The sequence below is a fragment of the Nocardioides sp. Root1257 genome (assembly GCF_001425175.1).
Lineage (GTDB): Bacteria > Actinomycetota > Actinomycetes > Propionibacteriales > Nocardioidaceae > Nocardioides.
In genome coordinates this window covers 149022-165641 of record NZ_LMDV01000008.1, presented here as the reverse complement: position 1 = coordinate 165641, position 16620 = coordinate 149022, and the positions used below count along the sequence as shown (strand labels likewise).

Here is a 16620-nt window from a genome sequence, read left to right as displayed (position 1 = left end):
GGTGCGTCGTGTCTTCGTGCACATCGGCCTGCCGAAGACCGCCACGACGTACCTCCAGACGATCCTGTGGGCCAACCGCGACGTCGTCCGCAAGCAGGGGCTGCTGCTGCCCGGCCGGGAGCGACGCGACCACCTCTGGGCCAGCCGGGTCGTCCGCGAGGAGCCCGAGCGCACCCGCCGGCCCGAGCGCGAGCACGACGCGTGGTCGCGGATCCGCGCCGACCTGGCGCGCTGGGACGGCGACGGGCTGGTCAGCCACGAGTTCTTCGCGGCCGCGAACGCCGAGCAGGCGCAGGCGATGGTCGAGCAGCTCGCGCCGGCCGAGGTCCACGTCGTGGTCACGGCGCGGGAGCCGCTGGGCCTCTTCACCGCCAGCTGGCAGGAGAGCCTGAAGAACCGGGGCACCGCCCGGATGGAGGACTACTCGCGGCGCGAGTCCCCGAGCCCGCAGATGATCTGGAACTGGCGCACGCTCGACCTGCGCCTGGTGCTGCGGCGCTGGTCACGCGCGGTCCCGCCGGAGCGCATCCACGTGCTCCCGCTGGACCCGGGTGCCCCGCGCGAGGAGATCTGGCACCGCTTCGCCGCCCTGCTCGGGATCTCCGCCGACGGCGTCGACCTCTCCAGCTCCTTCCCCAACCAGTCGATGGGCGTCGTCGAGGCCGAGCTGCTGCGCCGGGTCAACGAGCACCTCGACGACTTCCAGTCCTCCTTCGACCGGGGCGTCTACATCCGCACCTTCCTCGCCGACGAGCGGCTGGTGCCGCGCGGCGGCGAGCGCTACTGGCCCGGGCCGGACCGGGTCGAGGAGTGCCGCACCCGGGGCGACCGCGCGATCGCGTTCCTGGGCCGCCGGCCCTTCGACGTCGTCGGCGACGTCGAGCTGCTGCGCGTGCCGGCCGACCTGGAGCCGCGCCGTACGCCGGACACGGTGACGGACGCGGAGGTGGCCGACGCCGCGGCGGAGGTGGTGGCCGGCCTGCTCGGCGACGTGCGCGAGCTGCGCCGGTCGCGTCGGCGCGGGCGCCGGGTCGAGGACTCGGACGACCCCGAGGACGGCGCAGCCGTCAGTCGACCGGGCCGATGGTGGCGAGCGCTGACACGAGGTAGTGGTCGCTGATCTTGCGCGCCTGCGGCGTGCCGTCCTGCCAGTAGTCGCTGAAGCTGACGTCGCTGGAGCCGACGACCCAGTCCACGGCCATCCGGCCCGGCGGGTGGCAGCCGCCACTGATCGAGCCGCCGACCGCCGCGACGCCGCCGATGCGGGGGAGCACCCGGCAGAAGAACTCGCCGCGGTCGTTCATGTCCCCGGTGAGGAAGACGGGCAGGCCGCTCGCCCGGAGCTGGTTGAACTCGTCGGCGCCCGTGAGGTGGCCCGCGATCCGGGTGCCGGTGTTCTTGGCGTCGTGGCCGGCCGAGGCGTGCATGTTGACGAAGTACATCTCGCGCCCGGTGGAGCGCTCGCGCAGCTTGAGGATCGTCTGCGGTCGCTGACCGTTCATGAACGTGATGGTGAACGAGGACCCGTCCACGAACTCGAACTTGGCGGGGTCGTAGAGGATCGAGTTGTCGGTCTCCTCGGCGCCGAAGGCGAAGCCGGGGTACGCCGCGAAGCCGGTGGCGTTCTCGAGCCCGGTGAGCTGGTCGCCCTGCACCTCCTGGAGCCCGATCACGTCCACGTCGTGCTGCTTGATCAGCGCCGCGGCCTGCGGCGTACGCCACGACGCGGAGGGGAAGTTGCGGCGATCGCCGCCGGGAGCGCTGTGCTGGCTGCCGAGCACGTTGAACGACCCGATCCGCAGTGACACGGGCTGCGCGGCGGCCTCGGCGCGGGCGGCGAGCAGCTGCTGCTGCTTGATCACCTTGGCCGGGATCCGGGTCAGCTTCTTCGCCTGGACGACTCGCTGGGGCGGGGTCGTGCGGACCATCGCTCGACTCGTCGGCTCGGAGGGCTGGGCCTCGGCGGGGGCGCTCGTCGCGGGGGTGTCGGCGGGTGCCTCGTCGAGGACGGCCGCTGCGTCGGTGGGGGTCTCGGGGGAGCGGTCCATCAGCGGCGTGGCGACGGCGGCGGTGGTCACGCCGACTGCGACCAGCAGCCCGAGAGCGACTAGGATTCCCGTCGCCCCGCGGCGTTGCCGGTCCCGATGACGGCCGGGCTCCTCACGCACCGGGCCACCCTAGCCGACCTCCGACGACCCGAGAGAATCCCGCGTGACGCTCCCAGCGCCGACCGAGACCCCTCGTGCGAACGCCGGTCGACCCGCGCCGAAGTTCCGCGGCGACATCCAGGGCATGCGTGCCGTGGCGGTGCTCCTGGTCATCGCGGCGCACGCCGGATTCTCGTCCGTCTCCGGTGGCTACATCGGCGTCGACGTGTTCTTCGTGGTCTCGGGCTTCCTCATCACGACCCTCCTGATGCGCGAGGTCGTGCGCACCGAGCGGCTCTCCCTGCTCGGCTTCTACGCGCGCCGCGCGCGCCGCATCCTCCCGGCCGCGACGGTGGTGCTCGTCGCCACCTGCCTGGCGAGCGCGGTCTTCCTGCCGGTCGTGCGCGCCGACGAGATCTTCGTCGACGCCGTCTGGGCCGGCCTCTTCGCCTCCAACATCCGCTTCGCCATGGTCGAGACCGACTACTTCGCGACCGACCGGCCCGTCTCGCCGCTGCAGCACTTCTGGTCGCTCTCGGTCGAGGAGCAGTTCTACGTCATCTGGCCGCTCCTGCTGCTGCTCGTGCTGGCCACCGGCCACCTCGTGGCGCGCCGCTACGACGTACGCCGGCGGGCGACGGTGGTGCTGGCCGTGCTGGTCGCGGCGTCGCTCGGCTGGTCCGTGTGGGCGACGTACGCCTCCCCGGACACGGCGTACTTCTCGACCCTGACGCGGGCCTGGGAGCTGGGCGCCGGAGCACTGCTCGCGGTGGTCATGCTGCGCCGCGACCCCGATCTCGACGACTCCCGACCACGCCGTCCTGACCCCCGGGTCGAGCTGCTCGCCCTCGCCGGCATCGCCGCGATCGCGATCGGTGCGATCACCTTCGACGCGCACTCGCCGTTCCCGGGCGTCCTGGCCGCGGTCCCGGTGCTGGGCGCGGTCGCCGTGCTCGCTGCCGGTGGCCTCGCTGGGGGCGAGCGGACCCTCGTCGCCCGGGGGCTGTCGCTGTGGCCCGCGCGGATCGTGGGGGACTGGTCCTACTCTCTCTACCTGTGGCACTTCCCGGTGCTGGTGATCGCCCGGTCGCACTGGCACGGCCTGTCCGCCGGGCACCTGCTGATCTGCCTGGTCGCGATCTTCGTGCTGAGCGGACTGACCTACCGGTTCGTGGAGGAGCCGTTCCGCCGCGGCCGGGTCTGGCGTCCCTCGTGGCGTGCTGTCTCCCTCTACCCCGTGAGCGTCGGCATCGTCGTGCTCGGCCTGGTGGTCTCCAACGCCTGGATCGACCACAAGCTCGACCGCAATGCCGGCAACCCGGCGATCAGCGTCGACGAGTTCGCGGGCACGAAGCTCAGCGACGACCCGGCCCGCGCGCTGGTGCAGGCCTCGGTGCTGGCGGCGAAGAAGCGGCAGCCCGTGCCCGGCGACCTGGTCCCGGGGCTGCGCAACATCCGCCAGGACACCGCACCGCTGGGGGACTGCGACTACCGCACCGGCACCCACGACCTGTGCCCGAACGGCGACCCGGACGCCGATCGCTCGATCGTGGTGATCGGCGACTCGCACGCCCGGGCCTGGAGTCCCGCGGTCAACGCGATCGCCGCCGAGCACGGCTACCGCGCCTACACGTTCGTCTACAGCGGGTGCCCGGCCAACCAGGCCTACCGCCTGGACCCGGAGACCGGTCGCCGCTGGGCGGCGTGCGAGGACTTCATCCGGTGGACGATCGACACGATCGGCGACCTGCGCCCGGACCTGGTGCTGATCTCCAACGCGCCGCTCGCGCCGGTGGTGGACCCCGAGACCGGGGACGTCGTCGGGAAGGCGGGCAACCGCGACGCGTTCACCCGCGCCGTCGGGGAGGGGCTGCGCCGAGAGATCGAGGCGCTCACGCCGTACGCCGGCGGGGTCGCGGTGCTCGGCAACACCCCGAAGCTTCCGCGCGAGCAGGCCGTGTGCCTCTCCGAGGCCGACGACCTCGGCGACTGCCTCTTCTCCCCGAGCTCCGCCCAGCGCTCCATCGAGCGCAGCTTCGGCCCGGTGGCGGAGGCGGCGGGCGCCCGGTTCGTCGACGCCGAGCGCTGGTTCTGCGACCGGCGCCGGTGCCCGTCGGTCGTCGGCTCCTACATCCCGATGCGCGACAGCGAGCACATGACGACCGAGTACGCCGAGCACCTCGCCGACCCGCTGGCGGCCGTGCTCGGCCTCTCGGACGCCTCAGCAGCGCCGTCCGCCGGCCGATCATGAGGGCCGGGGTGGTCGGTCTAGACCGCCCTGGAAAACTACAGATCTGTAATTCTCCTCGACCTCTTGCCGTGTTGCTGGTGTGACTGATGAGATCAATGTGGTGCACCGCCGGGGGCACTGCTGGAACGCCTCGTTCCGCTGCTGAAAGGACCGTCTCGATGAAGCTGTCGACCCGCCGTCGTGCCTCGTGGGGGGCCGCGCTCGTCGCGCTCGCCTGTGCGGTCCCGGTCGCCGTCCACGCGACGTCCGCGGCGGACGCCGCGCAGCTGGCCGCCAGCAGGAAGACCACCGGCTGCCCGACGACGACGAACAACGGCGGCACGGGCAACAACGGCGGCACCACGCCGACGCCCGGCAACACCACGGCGCCGACGCCCGGCAACACGACGGCCCCGACGCCCGGCAACACGACCACGCCGACTCCCACGCCGACGCCCACGCCGGTGCTGCCGATCTCCTCGGTCCGGATCACCCAGGCGAACCTCAAGTCCGGTGAGGCAGCGCCCAAGTTCCTGTCCGACCTGGCCAACGTCTTCTCGACCTGCCCCGACTTCGTCACCTTCAACGAGGTGCCCTACCGCGCCGACGACCTGCTCGCACCGACCGGCTACGACCTCTTCCGCACGCCCGGTCAGTACACCGGTGCCTCGCCCGTGGTCTGGCGGACGGATCGCTGGACCGCGATCAACCGCGGCACCACGATGATCAGCAACAAGCGCGGCCGCGAGCGCGGCCAGCACGTGGAGTGGGGCATCCGCTACGCCAACTGGGTGACGGTCCGCTCCAACGACGGCAAGCAGATGGTCTCCATGGTGGCGACGCACATCGCCCCGAAGAACTCGATCACCGCGAAGCTGATGGGTCCCTCGATCCAGCGACTCGGTGCTCTCGTCGGCGGGCTGAGCAGCATGGGCCCGGTCTTCGTCGGCGGCGACTTCAACGTCCACTACACGGCCAAGGACTACCCGCGCGCCGGGCTGACCGCGGCCGGCCTGACGCCGAGCTACGACGTCTACGGGTCCTACCTCCCGACCGGTGACCACCACGGCGCGACCATCGACTACGTCTTCATGCGTCCCGCCGCCTCGTTCAGCGTGCTGGAGCAGACGACCACCGAGCTCTACTCCGACCACGACGCCCTGTCGGTCGTGCTGAGCATGCCGGCCACCACGAGCGGTGAGACGCCGGTCAGCTTCGCTCCCGGCACCAGCGTCAACGACCCGACGTCCACGGCGTCCGCCTCGCGCCGCTCGGTCGCCCGCACCGTCCGCGCCGCCGTGCACAACGCCCCGCGGGGTGCCGCCATCCGGCTGTCCACCGCTCAGCTCAGCGACCGGGCCATCGCCGCCCAGCTGCGTCGGGCGCACCGGCTCGGCGTCTCCGTCAAGATCGTCTCGGGCAGCGCGACGCCGACCCGGGCCGAGCAGGCCCTGGTGACCGAGCTCGGCGTGCGTCGTACGGCGAAGTCGTGGATCGTCTTCCGGCCGACGAAGTTCAAGGCCTCGACCTCCCCGACGAGCATGCTGATCAACCGCACCGGCGCGTCCACCTACCTGGTGCTCACGGCCAACCGGCCGCTGACCACCGCGATGGCGCGGGACCTCGCCGCGGCGCGGATGTCGACGACGGCGACCACCTACTCGGCCAGCCTGCGGGTCTTCGGCAAGATGGCCAAGCGCTGAGCATCCTCACATCCGACGCTGGACGCACCCACAGGAGCGAGTCCTAGTCTCGGTCGCGTGAGTCGCGCGCTCTTCCTCCACATCGGTCTGCAGAAGACCGGTACGTCGTACCTCCAGGGCGTGATGCTGGGCTCGCGACAGGAGCTGTTGGAGCAGGACCTCGACCTGGTGCTCCGGCGCCGGGCCGCCTTCTGGCTGATGCTCGACGTGCGTGGCCGGCTGCTCCCGCACGACCCGCCCGAGGCGTCCGAGGTGCTGCCGGGTCTCTCGGCGATGCTCGACGACTGCACCGGCTCCCGTGCGCTCATCTCGGAGGAGTCGCTGTCGCCGGCCGACGACGCCCAGATCGACCGCCTGCTGGGGGCGTGCGGGGACCGGGAGGTGCACGTGGTCCTCACCTGCCGCGACCTCGCGCGGCAGATCCCGTCGGTGTGGCAGCAGGGTCTCCGGTCCGGACGGCGCTCGACCTTCCCCCGCTACGTGCGCCGGCTCCGCGAGGCCGAGGGCACCGACGCGTCGATCTGGTGGCAGGAGGACCTGCCCGGAATCCTCGGCCGTTGGTCGCGGCACGTGCCGCCGGAGCGCATCCACGTCGTCCCCGTCCCTCCGGCCGGCAGCGACCACGACCTCCTGCTCGACCGCTACTGCAGCGTCCTCGACGTGGACGCGAGCGCTCTCGACCGGGAGGCGGGCGGGAGCGGCAACCCTGGCCTGCGGCTGGAGCAGGCGGAGGTGCTCCGGCGGGTGAACCTCGCCGTGCCCGACGAGCTCAAGCGCCGCGACGTGTACGGCAAGGTCGGCAAGCGCTACTTCTCGACCCAGATCCTCGGGGCCGCGGAGGGGCGGCGGATCCTGCTGCCGCAGGAGCACGCGGCGTGGTGCCGCGAGGTGTCGCAGCGGTACGTCGACTACGTCCGCGCGGGCGGGTTCGACGTGGCGGGTGACGTCGACGACCTGCTGCCGCGCGAGTCCGAGTTCGCGACCGAGCCTCCTGTCGTCACCGACGCCGAGCTCGCCGAGGCGGCGATCCGCGCGCTCAGCGAGATCGTCAGCCGGCAGCTGGGCGAGGAGATCGAGCGCGCGAAGGAGTCCGGAGCGCCGGCCGCGACGGAGGCCGAGGAGCGTGGGTGGTGGCGCCGGCTCCGGCGCTGAGCCCCCTCCACCACCGGGCTGTCAGTTGCCGAAGAACGGCAGGCAGACCTGCGGCGCGCCGGTACCGGCCTCGAAGACGGTGCGCACCGCGCTGTGGTCGGAGACCGCGCTCGGGAGCACGACGGACGCGACGGGTTGCAGGCTGCCGGCGTACAGCAGGTAGTCGATCCGCGACCGCGGGGCGACCGTGGGGTGCGTCAGGCCCGCGCCCAGGCCGGACGCCGGCCAGCTGTCCTCGAGCGCGCCGCGGAGGGTGCCGAGCACGTCGGAGCCCGGGCCGGCGTTCAGGTCGCCGCCCAGGATCTTCGGGTGCGGGTCCTGCGCGACGATCTGGGCGATCGAGCGGGCCTGGGCCAGCCGGATCGTCGACGAGGTGTTCTCGAGGTGCGTCACGTAGATGCTGATCGGGCTCCCGAACGGGCTCACGACCACCCGGAGCAGCCCGCGCTGCTGGCCGCCCGGCCCGTTGGGCAGCAGGGTGTTGCTGGCGTCGCTGACGGGGTAGGTCGACAGGATCGCGGTGCCGTACTCGCTGTTGCCGGACCGGCGCACGTTGGTGCCGAAGGCGTAGTACATGCCGAGCTTCGCGGCGAGGTAGGCCGGCTCGTCGACGTGGGCGCTCCAGCGCCGGTTGCGGTCCACCTCCTGGAGCAGCACCACGTCGGCGTCGAGGGCGCTGATCTCGGCGGCGATCTGCTCGAGCTCGAGCCGGCTGCGGTCGCGGTTGAAGCCCGAGTGGATGTTGAACGACGCGGCCGTCAGCCGCGGTGCCGGCACGTCGACGCAGACTCCGTCTCGGTGGCGGCTGGGCAGGCCCGGGGCGCCGGGGTTCGCCGCGCCGTCTGATGGCGAGGCGGACGAGCCGGCGCCGGTGCCGGGCGACAGGGTCGGGGCCGGCACCACCTGCTGGTCGGTGGGGGAGACCGACGGCGGGGCCACCCGTGCGCCGCCTGCCGGCGAGGGATCGGGGTCCGAGCCGCCGAGCCTGCTCGGGAGCACGAAGGCGAGCACCACCACCGCCACGACGAGCAGCGCCAGCGGGAGGTCCGGGCTGGCCCAGCTGGGGCGCGGTCGGTTCATCCCACCCCCCGTGTCGTGGTCCGGTCCCGGTGACCGTCGTCCGGCGACAGTCTAGGAGCCGGGCGGGCGTGTGAGGGTTGTCACCGCGGCCCGCGGAAGGGTGTGGGAAGTGACCGGCCGGTAATAGTGTGCTCGAACGCCAGCCGAAACACCCGCGCCCCGAAGGATGCCGCAATGCGTTTGTGCGAGACCGATGGCCTCAGCGACGACCAGGCCGAGATCATCAAGGCCGTCCGGAGCTTCGTCGAGAAGGAGATCCTGCCGGTCGCGACCGAGCTGGAGCACGCCGACGAGTACCCGCAGGAGATCGTCGACGGGCTCAAGGAGCTCGGCATCTTCGGCCTGATGATCCCCGAGGAGTACGACGGCCTCGGCGAGTCGCTGCTGACCTACGCCCTGTGCGTCGAGGAGATCGCGCGCGGCTGGATGAGCGTCTCGGGCGTCATCAACACCCACTTCATCGTGGCCTACATGCTGATGCGGCACGGCACCGAGGAGCAGAAGAAGAAGTACCTGCCGAAGATGGCGACCGGCGAGATCCGGGGCGCGTTCTCGATGTCGGAGCCGTCGCTGGGCTCGGACGTGTCGGCGATCAAGACCAAGGCCACGAAGCAGGACGATGGTGGCTACTCGATCACCGGCCAGAAGATGTGGCTGACCAACGGCGGCTCGTCGAACCTGGTCGCGGTGCTCGTGAAGACCGACGAGGGTGCGGACTCGGTCTACAAGAACATGACGACGTTCCTGGTCGAGAAGGAGCCCGGCTTCGGCGAGACCGCCCAGGGCGTCACGGTGCCCGGCAAGATCGACAAGATGGGCTACAAGGGCATCGACACCACCGAGATGGTGTTCGAGGGCCACCAGATCTCGGCCGACCAGATCCTCGGCGGCGAGCCCGGCAAGGGCTTCTACCAGATGATGGACGGCGTCGAGGTCGGCCGCGTCAACGTCGCCGCCCGCGCCGTCGGCATCGCCAACCGGGCCTTCGAGCTCGGGGCGGCGTACGCGCAGACGCGGGAGACGTTCGGCAAGCCGATCGCGGAGCACCAGGCGATCCTCTTCCGGCTCGCGGAGATGGCGACCAAGGTCGAGACCGCCCACTCGATGATGGTCCGCGCCGCCCGGAAGAAGGACGCCGGCGAGCGCAACGACGTCGAGGCCGGCATGGCCAAGATGGTCGCCTCGGAGTACTGCAACGAGGTCGTCCAGGACTCGTTCCGGATCCACGGCGGCTACGGCTACTCCAAGGAGTACGAGATCGAGCGCCTCTACCGTGAGGCCGCCTTCATGCTGATCGGTGAGGGCACCTCCGACATCCAGAAGATGATCATCGGACGGGCGCTCCTCAAGGAGTACAAGCTCGGCTGAGCCGCTCGGGCTCGATTACCGGTCGACCGCCTCAGGGTCGGGATGACAAGGTGGTCGGACCGACCCCAGGAGGAACGATGCCGGAATCGAACGGTGCCAACGACGACCTCAAGGCCAAGATGCGTGAGGCCCTGGACCGCAAGAACTCCAAGGAGAAGGGCGTCCACCAGGACGGGCCGCTCCAGGAGAAGGCACACGGCTCCGAGGTGGCCGACTCCGCTCCGAAGCTGCACCGCCGCAAGGCGGGCGGTGGGGGCTCCTGAGCGCCGGGTGACATTACCCACGCGTAACAGCGGGTGACGGGGCGGCGTACGGGCGGGCAGTATCGGCCCATGCAGTTCGGACGCAGCTACGAAGAGTTCGAGGTCGGCGCGACCTACAAGCACTGGCCCGGCAAGACGGTGACCGAGTACGACGACCACCTGTTCTGCCTGCTCACGATGAACCACCACCCGTTGCACCTCGACGTGAACTACGCCGAGGAGACAACACAGTTCGGCAAGAACGTCGTGGTCGGCAACTACGTCTACTCGATCCTGCTCGGCATGAGGGTGGGACGACCCGGCACCACCCGCCTCGTGAACGGTCCGAGAACAACNCGCGACCTACAAGCACTGGCCCGGCAAGACGGTGACCGAGTACGACGACCACCTGTTCTGCCTGCTCACGATGAACCACCACCCGTTGCACCTCGACGCCAACTACGCCGAGGAGACGACCCAGTTCGGCAAGAACGTCGTGGTCGGCAACTACGTCTACTCGATCCTGCTCGGCATGAGCGTCGCGGACATCTCGGGCAAGGCGATCGCCAACCTCGAGGTCGAGTCGCTGCGCCACGTCGCGCCGACGTTCCACGGCGACACCCTGTACGGCGAGACGACGGTGCTGGAGAAGACCGAGAGCAAGTCCAAGGACGATCGTGGCGTCGTCTACGTCGAGACCATCGGCTACAACCAGGACGGCAAGATCGTGTGCATCTTCCGCCGCAAGGTGATGGTCCCGAAGGCGAGCTACCTCGAGGCCCGCGGCGGCGAGCAGCCCGGGCGTCCCGTCCCGGTGCCGGACAAGTTCTGGGGCGGCCCGCAGGCCTGACCTGGCCTGACTTGTGTCCCCGGTCGTGGACGGGGCACGGTGGTCTGATGACCACGTCGACGACGGACCCCGCCGGATCGAGTGACGACCTGGACCGCGGCTTCTTCGGGCAGCCGCGGCCGCTGGCCAACCTCTTCGGCGTGGAGATGTGGGAGCGGTTCAGCTTCTACGGCATGCAGGGCATCCTGCTGATCTACCTCTACTACTCCGCCGACCAGGGCGGTCTCGGCATCGACAAGGCCACGGCGACCGGCATCGTCGGGGCGTACGGCGGTGCCGTCTACCTCGCCACCATCCTCGGCGCCTGGCTCGCCGACCGGGTGATCGGCGCCGAACGGACGCTCTTCTACGCCGCGTCGATCGTGATGCTCGGCCACATCGCGCTGGCCGTCGTGCCCGACATCGCCGGCGTCGCCATCGGCCTGCCGCTCATCGCGCTCGGCAGTGGCGGTGTGAAGGCCAATGCGACCTCGCTGGTCGGCTCTCTCTACAGCGAGCAGGACGAGCGGCGCGACGCCGGCTTCTCGCTGTTCTACATGGGCATCAACATCGGCGCGTTCGTCGGCCCGCTGCTGACCGGCTGGTTCCAGGAGAACAAGGGCTTCCACTGGGGGTTCGGGCTCGCCGCGATCGGCATGTTCCTCGGGCTGGTGCAGTACTCGATCGGACGCAAGCGGCTGCCCGACGCGAGCCGCGTCGTGCCCAACCCGCTCGAGCCGTCCGAGCGGATCCGGTACGCCGGGGCGCTGGTCGCCTTCCTCATCGCGATCGGCGCGCTCGTCGCGTTCGGCTGGATAGACGCCGGAAACCTCTCCGACTGGGTCATCGGCATCACCATCGCCGCCGCGCTCGCCTACTTCGCGCTGCTGCTCACCAGCAGCCAGGTCTCAGCGCTGGAGCGGAGCCGGGTGTGGTCGTTCGTCCCGATGTTCATCACGAACGCCGTCTTCTGGTCGCTCTACCAGCAGCAGTTCACGGTCGTGACCATCTACTCCGACGAGCGGGTCGATCGCGACTTCTTCGGCTGGACCATGCCGGTGTCGTGGGTGCAGTCGATCAACCCGGTCTTCATCATCGCGCTCGCCCCGGTGTTCGCGGCGGTGTGGACCCGGCTCGGCAGCCGCCAGCCGTCGACCCCGGTGAAGTTCGGGATCGGCACGGTGCTCATGGGCCTGGCGTTCCTGATGTTCCTGCCGCTACCGAGCGGCGAGAACACGGTCAACCTGTGGGCGCTCGCCGCGGTCCTGCTGGTCTTCACGCTCGCGGAGCTCTTCATCTCACCACCGGGTCTGTCCCTGTCGACGAAGCTGGCGCCGGCGAAGTACCACACCCAGATGGTGGCGCTCTACTTCCTCTCGATCGCGCTCGGCACGGCGATGTCGGGCCGGCTGGCGGCGTACTACGACCCGGACGACGAGACCGGCTACTTCCTGATCATCGGCCTCGTCGCGATCGCTGTCGGCGTACTGCTCCTGCTGTTCGTGAAGCCGATCAGGAAGCTGATGGCCGGGGTGCACTGACGGCGGCCACCAGCTTCGGCGCGAACGCCGGGGCCAGGGGGATGATGCCGAGCACCAGGATCATCGGTACGGCGAAGCCGATCCGCAGCGAGTCCTGACCGACCAGCCCGGTCATCACCGAGCCGAGCAGGGCGCCGACGTAGTTGAACTGGTTGAACCGGGCGATCACCGCGTCGACCCGCGCCTGGCGCACGGCGGGCTCGAACTCCTGCCCCGCCTCCGAGGCGCCCGCGATCCGGGCCGCGGCGGAGAAGCTCAGCGGTGCCACGACCGCGACGCCGGCGCCGAGGACGGCGAACCCGAGCACCGCGACCTGCCAGGTGGGGGAGAAGACGACCACCGCCAGGCCGCCGGCCCCGACCAGCGCGCCGACGCGGAGCATCGGGACCACGCCGAGCCGGGCGACCAGGCGGTCGCCGGCGATCCGCACGGCACCGCTGGCGAGCAGGTAGGCGAGGGCCGAGAGCGCGACGTACCTCTCGGGCGTGGTGAAGGTGTGGTCGAGGAAGAGCGGTCCCCAGGTCTGCACGCCGGTGTCGACCATGTAGAAGAGCACCATCGCGACGCCCACGAGGATGATCGGGCGCCAGGGGACGTCGACCTTCGTGGCGAGCTCGGTCGGGCCGTGGTCGCGAGGCAGGAACGGCCCGAAGGCGACGGCCAGCGGGATCAGGCCGACCAGTGCGTTCACCTCGACCGGGGCCGACGCGGTGGCGAGCCCGATCACCGCCCCGACGACACCGCCGAGGGTCCAGGCGCCGTGGAAGGACGGGAGGATGGGGCGGCCGTAGCGGTGCTCGAGCGCGACCGCCTGCATGTTGGTGCAGGCGTCCACGATGCCCAGCCCAACGCCGTACCCGGCGATGCCGGCGATGTAGACGGCCGTGGTCGGCGCCAGGCACAGCACGGGGACCGCGACGGCGATCACCAGGAGGCCGGACCGCAGCAGCACCGCGCTGTCGAGCCGCTTCGCGAGCGTCTCGGCGACCACCGAGCCGACGCCGGCCAGCAGGATCATCATCAGCAGGATCAGCGACAGCTTCACGTCGGACAGGTGCCACTTGTCCTGGAAGTCCGGCAGCCGCGTGGTGAGGCTGAGCAGGATCAGCCCCTGGGTGAGGAAGGCGGCGGCGGTGGCGGCGCGGGCCCGCGAGTTCTGCATGGCGGGCATCGTGGCACGCCACGGCGAGACATGCCCCAGTAGTTCCACCGAAACGGGTGCTCAGGTGCCCCCGGTGAGCGACGATTCTCCGGGAAACGAACATGTGGGGGATGGACAGATGGCACGGACCGGTCTACAGGCACGCCAGCGCACGGCCCGGGCGATGGGATCGCCGACGGCCGAGCGCACGACGCCGATCGCACGCAGCAAGCACCTCGAGGAGCCCACGCTGCGCGAGAAGCTGCGCTACCAGTTCGACAACAGCATGGCGCGGGGGACGCCGGCGCTGATCGCCTGGCTGTGCGTCACCACCGTGGTGCTCATCGTGGCGTTCACCGTGATCGTCGCGATCTTCAGCCTGCGGTCGGACGACGACCCGTCGAAGCCGTTCTTCCGCGACCTGATGCAGAACCTCTTCCACGCGCTCGACCCGGGCACCGTGGCCGGCGACGGCGGGGCCTCCTGGCAGTTCCTGCTCACCATGCTGGTGCTGACCATCGCCGGCCTCTTCATCGTCAGCGCCCTGATCGGCGTGATCGCCACCGGCATCGACGCCAAGCTGGCCGACCTGCGCCGCGGCCGCTCGACGGTCCTGGAGAAGGACCACACGGTGATCCTCGGCTGGTCGGACTCGATCTTCACGATCGTGAGCGAGCTGACGCTGGCCAACGAGAGCCGCAGGAAGCCGGTGATCGTGGTGCTCGCCGACCGCGACAAGGTCGAGATGGAGGAGCTGCTCCGGGCCAAGGTGCCCGACCTGCGCGGCACCCGGGTGATCTGCCGGTCCGGGTCGCCGATGGACCTCGACGACCTCGCGCTCAGCAGCCATCCGAGCGCCCGCTCGGTGATCCTGCTCGCCCCGGAGACCTCCGAGGACCCGGACGCCGAGGTCATCAAGACCCTGCTCGCGCTGACCCACGCCGGCCCCGACGGTCCGCGCATCGTCGCCGAGATCCGCAACCCCACCAACCTCGAGGCGGCGCGCCTGGTCGGGGCCGAGCGCACCGTGCTGCTCGACATCCGCGAGACCGTCGCCAAGCTCGTCGTGCAGACCTCACGGCAGTCCGGCGCCGCGGCCGTCTACACCGAGCTCTTCGACTACGGCGGCGACGAGATCTACTTCCTCGAGGGCCACGGCCTGGCCGCGGACGCGACGTACGGCGACGCGCTGCTGGCCTACGAGCTGGCCGGCGTGATCGGCGTGATCGGGCCGGACGGGCCGAAGCTGAACCCGCCGCCCGAGACCCTGGTCGCCGGGTGCACGCTCATCGTGGTCGCCGAGGACGACTCGACCCTGCGGGGCGAGCCCGACGCCCTCGTGCAGCCGGACCGGACCCGTCTGGGCACCTCGTTCGGCGTGGACGACCACCCGACGCGGGCCGTGCTGATCGGCTGGAACGAGCGCGCGCCGATCGTGCTGCGCGAGCTCGACAAGTACGCGCCCCCGGGATCGGGACTGACCGTCGTCACGTCGTACGCCCCCGAGGTGCTGCCGCCGATGGCCAACCTCGACGTCACCGTCGTCACGGCCTCGACCACCGACCGGGCGACGCTCGAGCGGCACCTGAGCGCCGACCTCGACCAGGTCATCGTGCTCTGCTACTCCGATGACCTGGAGCCCCAGGCGGCGGACGCCCGCACGCTGGTGACGCTGCTGCACGTGCGCGACCTCCTCGCCCGGATGGACGCGGCCACGCCCGTCGTCAGCGAGATGCTCGACGACCGCAACCGCGTGCTCGCGCAGGTCGCCCACGTCGACGACGTCGTGGTCAGCGGCGAGATCGTGAGCCTGCTGGTCACCCAGCTCTCGGAGGACCACCGTCTGGAGGCGGTCTTCTCCGAGCTGCTCGGCGACGAGGGCAGCGAGATCTACCTGCGCCCCGCCGAGTGGTACGTCGAGCCGGGTGCGGAGGTCGACTTCGCGACGGTCGTCGCCGGCGCCGTACGTCGTGGTGAGACCGCGATCGGCTACAAGTCGACGGCGCTGGCCGACGGCAGCGGGACCAGCTTCGGCGTCCGGGTCAACCCGGCGAAGTCGGAGACCTTCCGCGTCATCCCCGGCGACCGGGTGGTCGTGCTCGCGGAGGACTGACGACACGGCGTCCCCGGCCCGGGTCTAGTGTGCCTTCGTTCACACCGTCCCCGAGTCAGGGAGCTGTCATGGCGAGGATCAGTCAACGCACCGGCGCATCGGCGACCGCGATGCTCGGGCTCGGGGTCTACCGACCGGCGCGGGTCGTCACCAACGACGAGATCTGCGAGGTCCTGGACTCCAACGACGAGTGGATCCAGACCCGTTCGGGCATCCGGACGCGACGCTTCGCCGGCGAGGACGAGTCGCTCCTCGACATGGCGACCCATGCGGCACGCGCGGCGCTGGAGGTGTCCGGCATCGGGGCCGACCAGATCTCGACGGTCATCCTCGCGACCTCGACCCATGCCCAGCACACGCCGGCCGCGGCCCCGATCGTCGCCGACCGGCTGGGCTCGCGCGCCGCGGCCTTCGACGTCTCGGCCGGCTGCGCCGGCTTCTGCCACGCGCTCTCGGTCGCCTCGGACCTGGTCCGCGGGGGCAACGCCGGCTACGCGCTGGTCATCGGCGTCGAGAAGCTGAGCACCTTCATGGACCCGACCGACCGGGGCACGGCGTTCATCTTCGCCGACGGCGCCGGGGCCGTCGTGGTCGGACCGGCCGACGAGGCGGGCATCGGGCCGGTGGCCTGGGGATCTGACGGGTCCCAGTCCCACGTCATCACGCAGGTGCCGGGCTGTCAGCACAACAGCCCCGAGCATCCGATGGTCGTGCAGATGGAGGGGACGGCGGTCTTCCGCTGGGCGCCGTTCGCGATGGCCGACGTGGCCCGCGAGGCGATCGACGGCGCCGGGTTGGCGATCGAAGACCTCGACGCGTTCGTGCCGCACCAGGCCAACCTGCGCATCACCGAGACCCTGGCCCGCAACCTCAAGCTCCCGGAGGGCATCGCGATCGCCCGCGACGTGCAGGACTCGGGCAACACCTCGGCCGCGTCGGTGCCGCTCGCCATCGAGGCGATGGTGCGCCAGGGCCAGACGAAGCCGGGGGACACGGCGCTGCTCATCGCATTCGGCGCCGGGCTCAGCTTCGCCTCCCAGGTCGTCACGCTGCCTCCGGTCGCCGGCGTCTGAG

General features: G+C 70.8%; 13 protein-coding genes and 1 pseudogene. 11 read left to right on the top strand and 3 right to left on the bottom strand.

The genetic code is table 11. The features are described from left to right. The first annotated feature begins 1 nt into the window (after position 1). On the top strand, positions 2 to 1120 hold the full coding sequence (locus tag ASC77_RS08910; RefSeq protein ID WP_156391005.1) for a hypothetical protein: 1119 nt from the start codon (positions 2 to 4) through the stop codon (positions 1118 to 1120). Here ASC77_RS08910 and ASC77_RS08905 read toward each other — a convergent pair. After that, on the bottom strand, positions 1068 to 2078 hold the full coding sequence (locus tag ASC77_RS08905; protein ID WP_056151186.1) for an endonuclease/exonuclease/phosphatase family protein: 1011 nt from the start codon (positions 2076 to 2078) through the stop codon (positions 1068 to 1070). The two genes, ASC77_RS08910 and ASC77_RS08905, sit on opposite strands and share 53 nt — an antisense overlap. A gap of 133 nt (positions 2079 to 2211) precedes the next feature. Between ASC77_RS08905 and ASC77_RS08900 the strand changes: the two genes are divergently transcribed. The 3 genes from ASC77_RS08900 (at position 2212) to ASC77_RS08890 (ending at position 7232) form a co-directional block, all read left to right on the top strand. Next, positions 2212 to 4398 (top strand): acyltransferase family protein, encoded by a 2187-nt coding sequence (locus ASC77_RS08900; protein ID WP_056151184.1) that lies wholly within the window; start codon positions 2212 to 2214, stop codon positions 4396 to 4398. Between the two features lie 158 nt (positions 4399 to 4556). Next, positions 4557 to 6080: an endonuclease/exonuclease/phosphatase family protein gene (locus ASC77_RS08895; RefSeq protein ID WP_056151182.1), complete on the top strand. Its 1524-nt coding sequence runs from the start codon at positions 4557 to 4559 to the stop codon at positions 6078 to 6080. Between the two features lie 57 nt (positions 6081 to 6137). Next, entirely contained in the window at positions 6138 to 7232 is a 1095-nt protein-coding gene (locus ASC77_RS08890; protein WP_056151179.1) for a hypothetical protein, read from the top strand. A gap of 21 nt (positions 7233 to 7253) precedes the next feature. Here the strand turns inward: ASC77_RS08890 and ASC77_RS08885 are convergent, their stop codons facing one another. Next, positions 7254 to 8312, bottom strand: a complete 1059-nt coding sequence (locus ASC77_RS08885; protein WP_056151177.1) for an endonuclease/exonuclease/phosphatase family protein — start codon at positions 8310 to 8312, stop codon at positions 7254 to 7256. Between the two features lie 174 nt (positions 8313 to 8486). Between ASC77_RS08885 and ASC77_RS08880 the strand changes: the two genes are divergently transcribed. From ASC77_RS08880 to ASC77_RS08865, 5 genes and pseudogenes are all read left to right on the top strand, one after another. Beyond that, complete coding sequence (locus tag ASC77_RS08880; protein WP_056151176.1) at positions 8487 to 9680, top strand: acyl-CoA dehydrogenase family protein; 1194 nt, start codon at positions 8487 to 8489, stop codon at positions 9678 to 9680. A 77-nt stretch (positions 9681 to 9757) separates the two neighbouring features. Continuing rightward, on the top strand, positions 9758 to 9943 hold the full coding sequence (locus ASC77_RS08875) for a DUF5302 domain-containing protein (RefSeq protein ID WP_056151174.1): 186 nt from the start codon (positions 9758 to 9760) through the stop codon (positions 9941 to 9943). A 69-nt stretch (positions 9944 to 10012) separates the two neighbouring features. Next, positions 10013 to 10278, top strand: a pseudogene (locus ASC77_RS26085) (MaoC/PaaZ C-terminal domain-containing protein); the annotation flags it as partial. A gap of 1 nt (position 10279) precedes the next feature. Beyond that, a partial coding sequence (locus ASC77_RS08870) for a MaoC family dehydratase (RefSeq protein WP_156391080.1) occupies positions 10280 to 10772 on the top strand: 493 nt, incomplete at its 5' end. 47 nt (positions 10773 to 10819) lie between these two features. Continuing rightward, complete coding sequence (locus tag ASC77_RS08865) at positions 10820 to 12292, top strand: peptide MFS transporter (RefSeq protein WP_056151171.1); 1473 nt, start codon at positions 10820 to 10822, stop codon at positions 12290 to 12292. On the opposite strand, the gene ASC77_RS08860 is transcribed toward ASC77_RS08865, so the two are convergent. After that, entirely contained in the window at positions 12264 to 13454 is a 1191-nt protein-coding gene (locus ASC77_RS08860) for an MFS transporter (protein WP_056151169.1), read from the bottom strand. The genes ASC77_RS08865 and ASC77_RS08860 overlap by 29 nt on opposite strands. Before the next feature lie 118 nt (positions 13455 to 13572). Between ASC77_RS08860 and ASC77_RS08855 the strand changes: the two genes are divergently transcribed. Next, positions 13573 to 15546, top strand: coding sequence for a CASTOR/POLLUX-related putative ion channel (locus ASC77_RS08855; RefSeq protein WP_156391004.1), 1974 nt, complete (start codon positions 13573 to 13575; stop codon positions 15544 to 15546). 68 nt (positions 15547 to 15614) lie between these two features. Next, positions 15615 to 16619, top strand: coding sequence for a beta-ketoacyl-ACP synthase III (locus tag ASC77_RS08850; RefSeq protein ID WP_056151165.1), 1005 nt, complete (start codon positions 15615 to 15617; stop codon positions 16617 to 16619). Position 16620 lies beyond the last annotated feature (1 nt).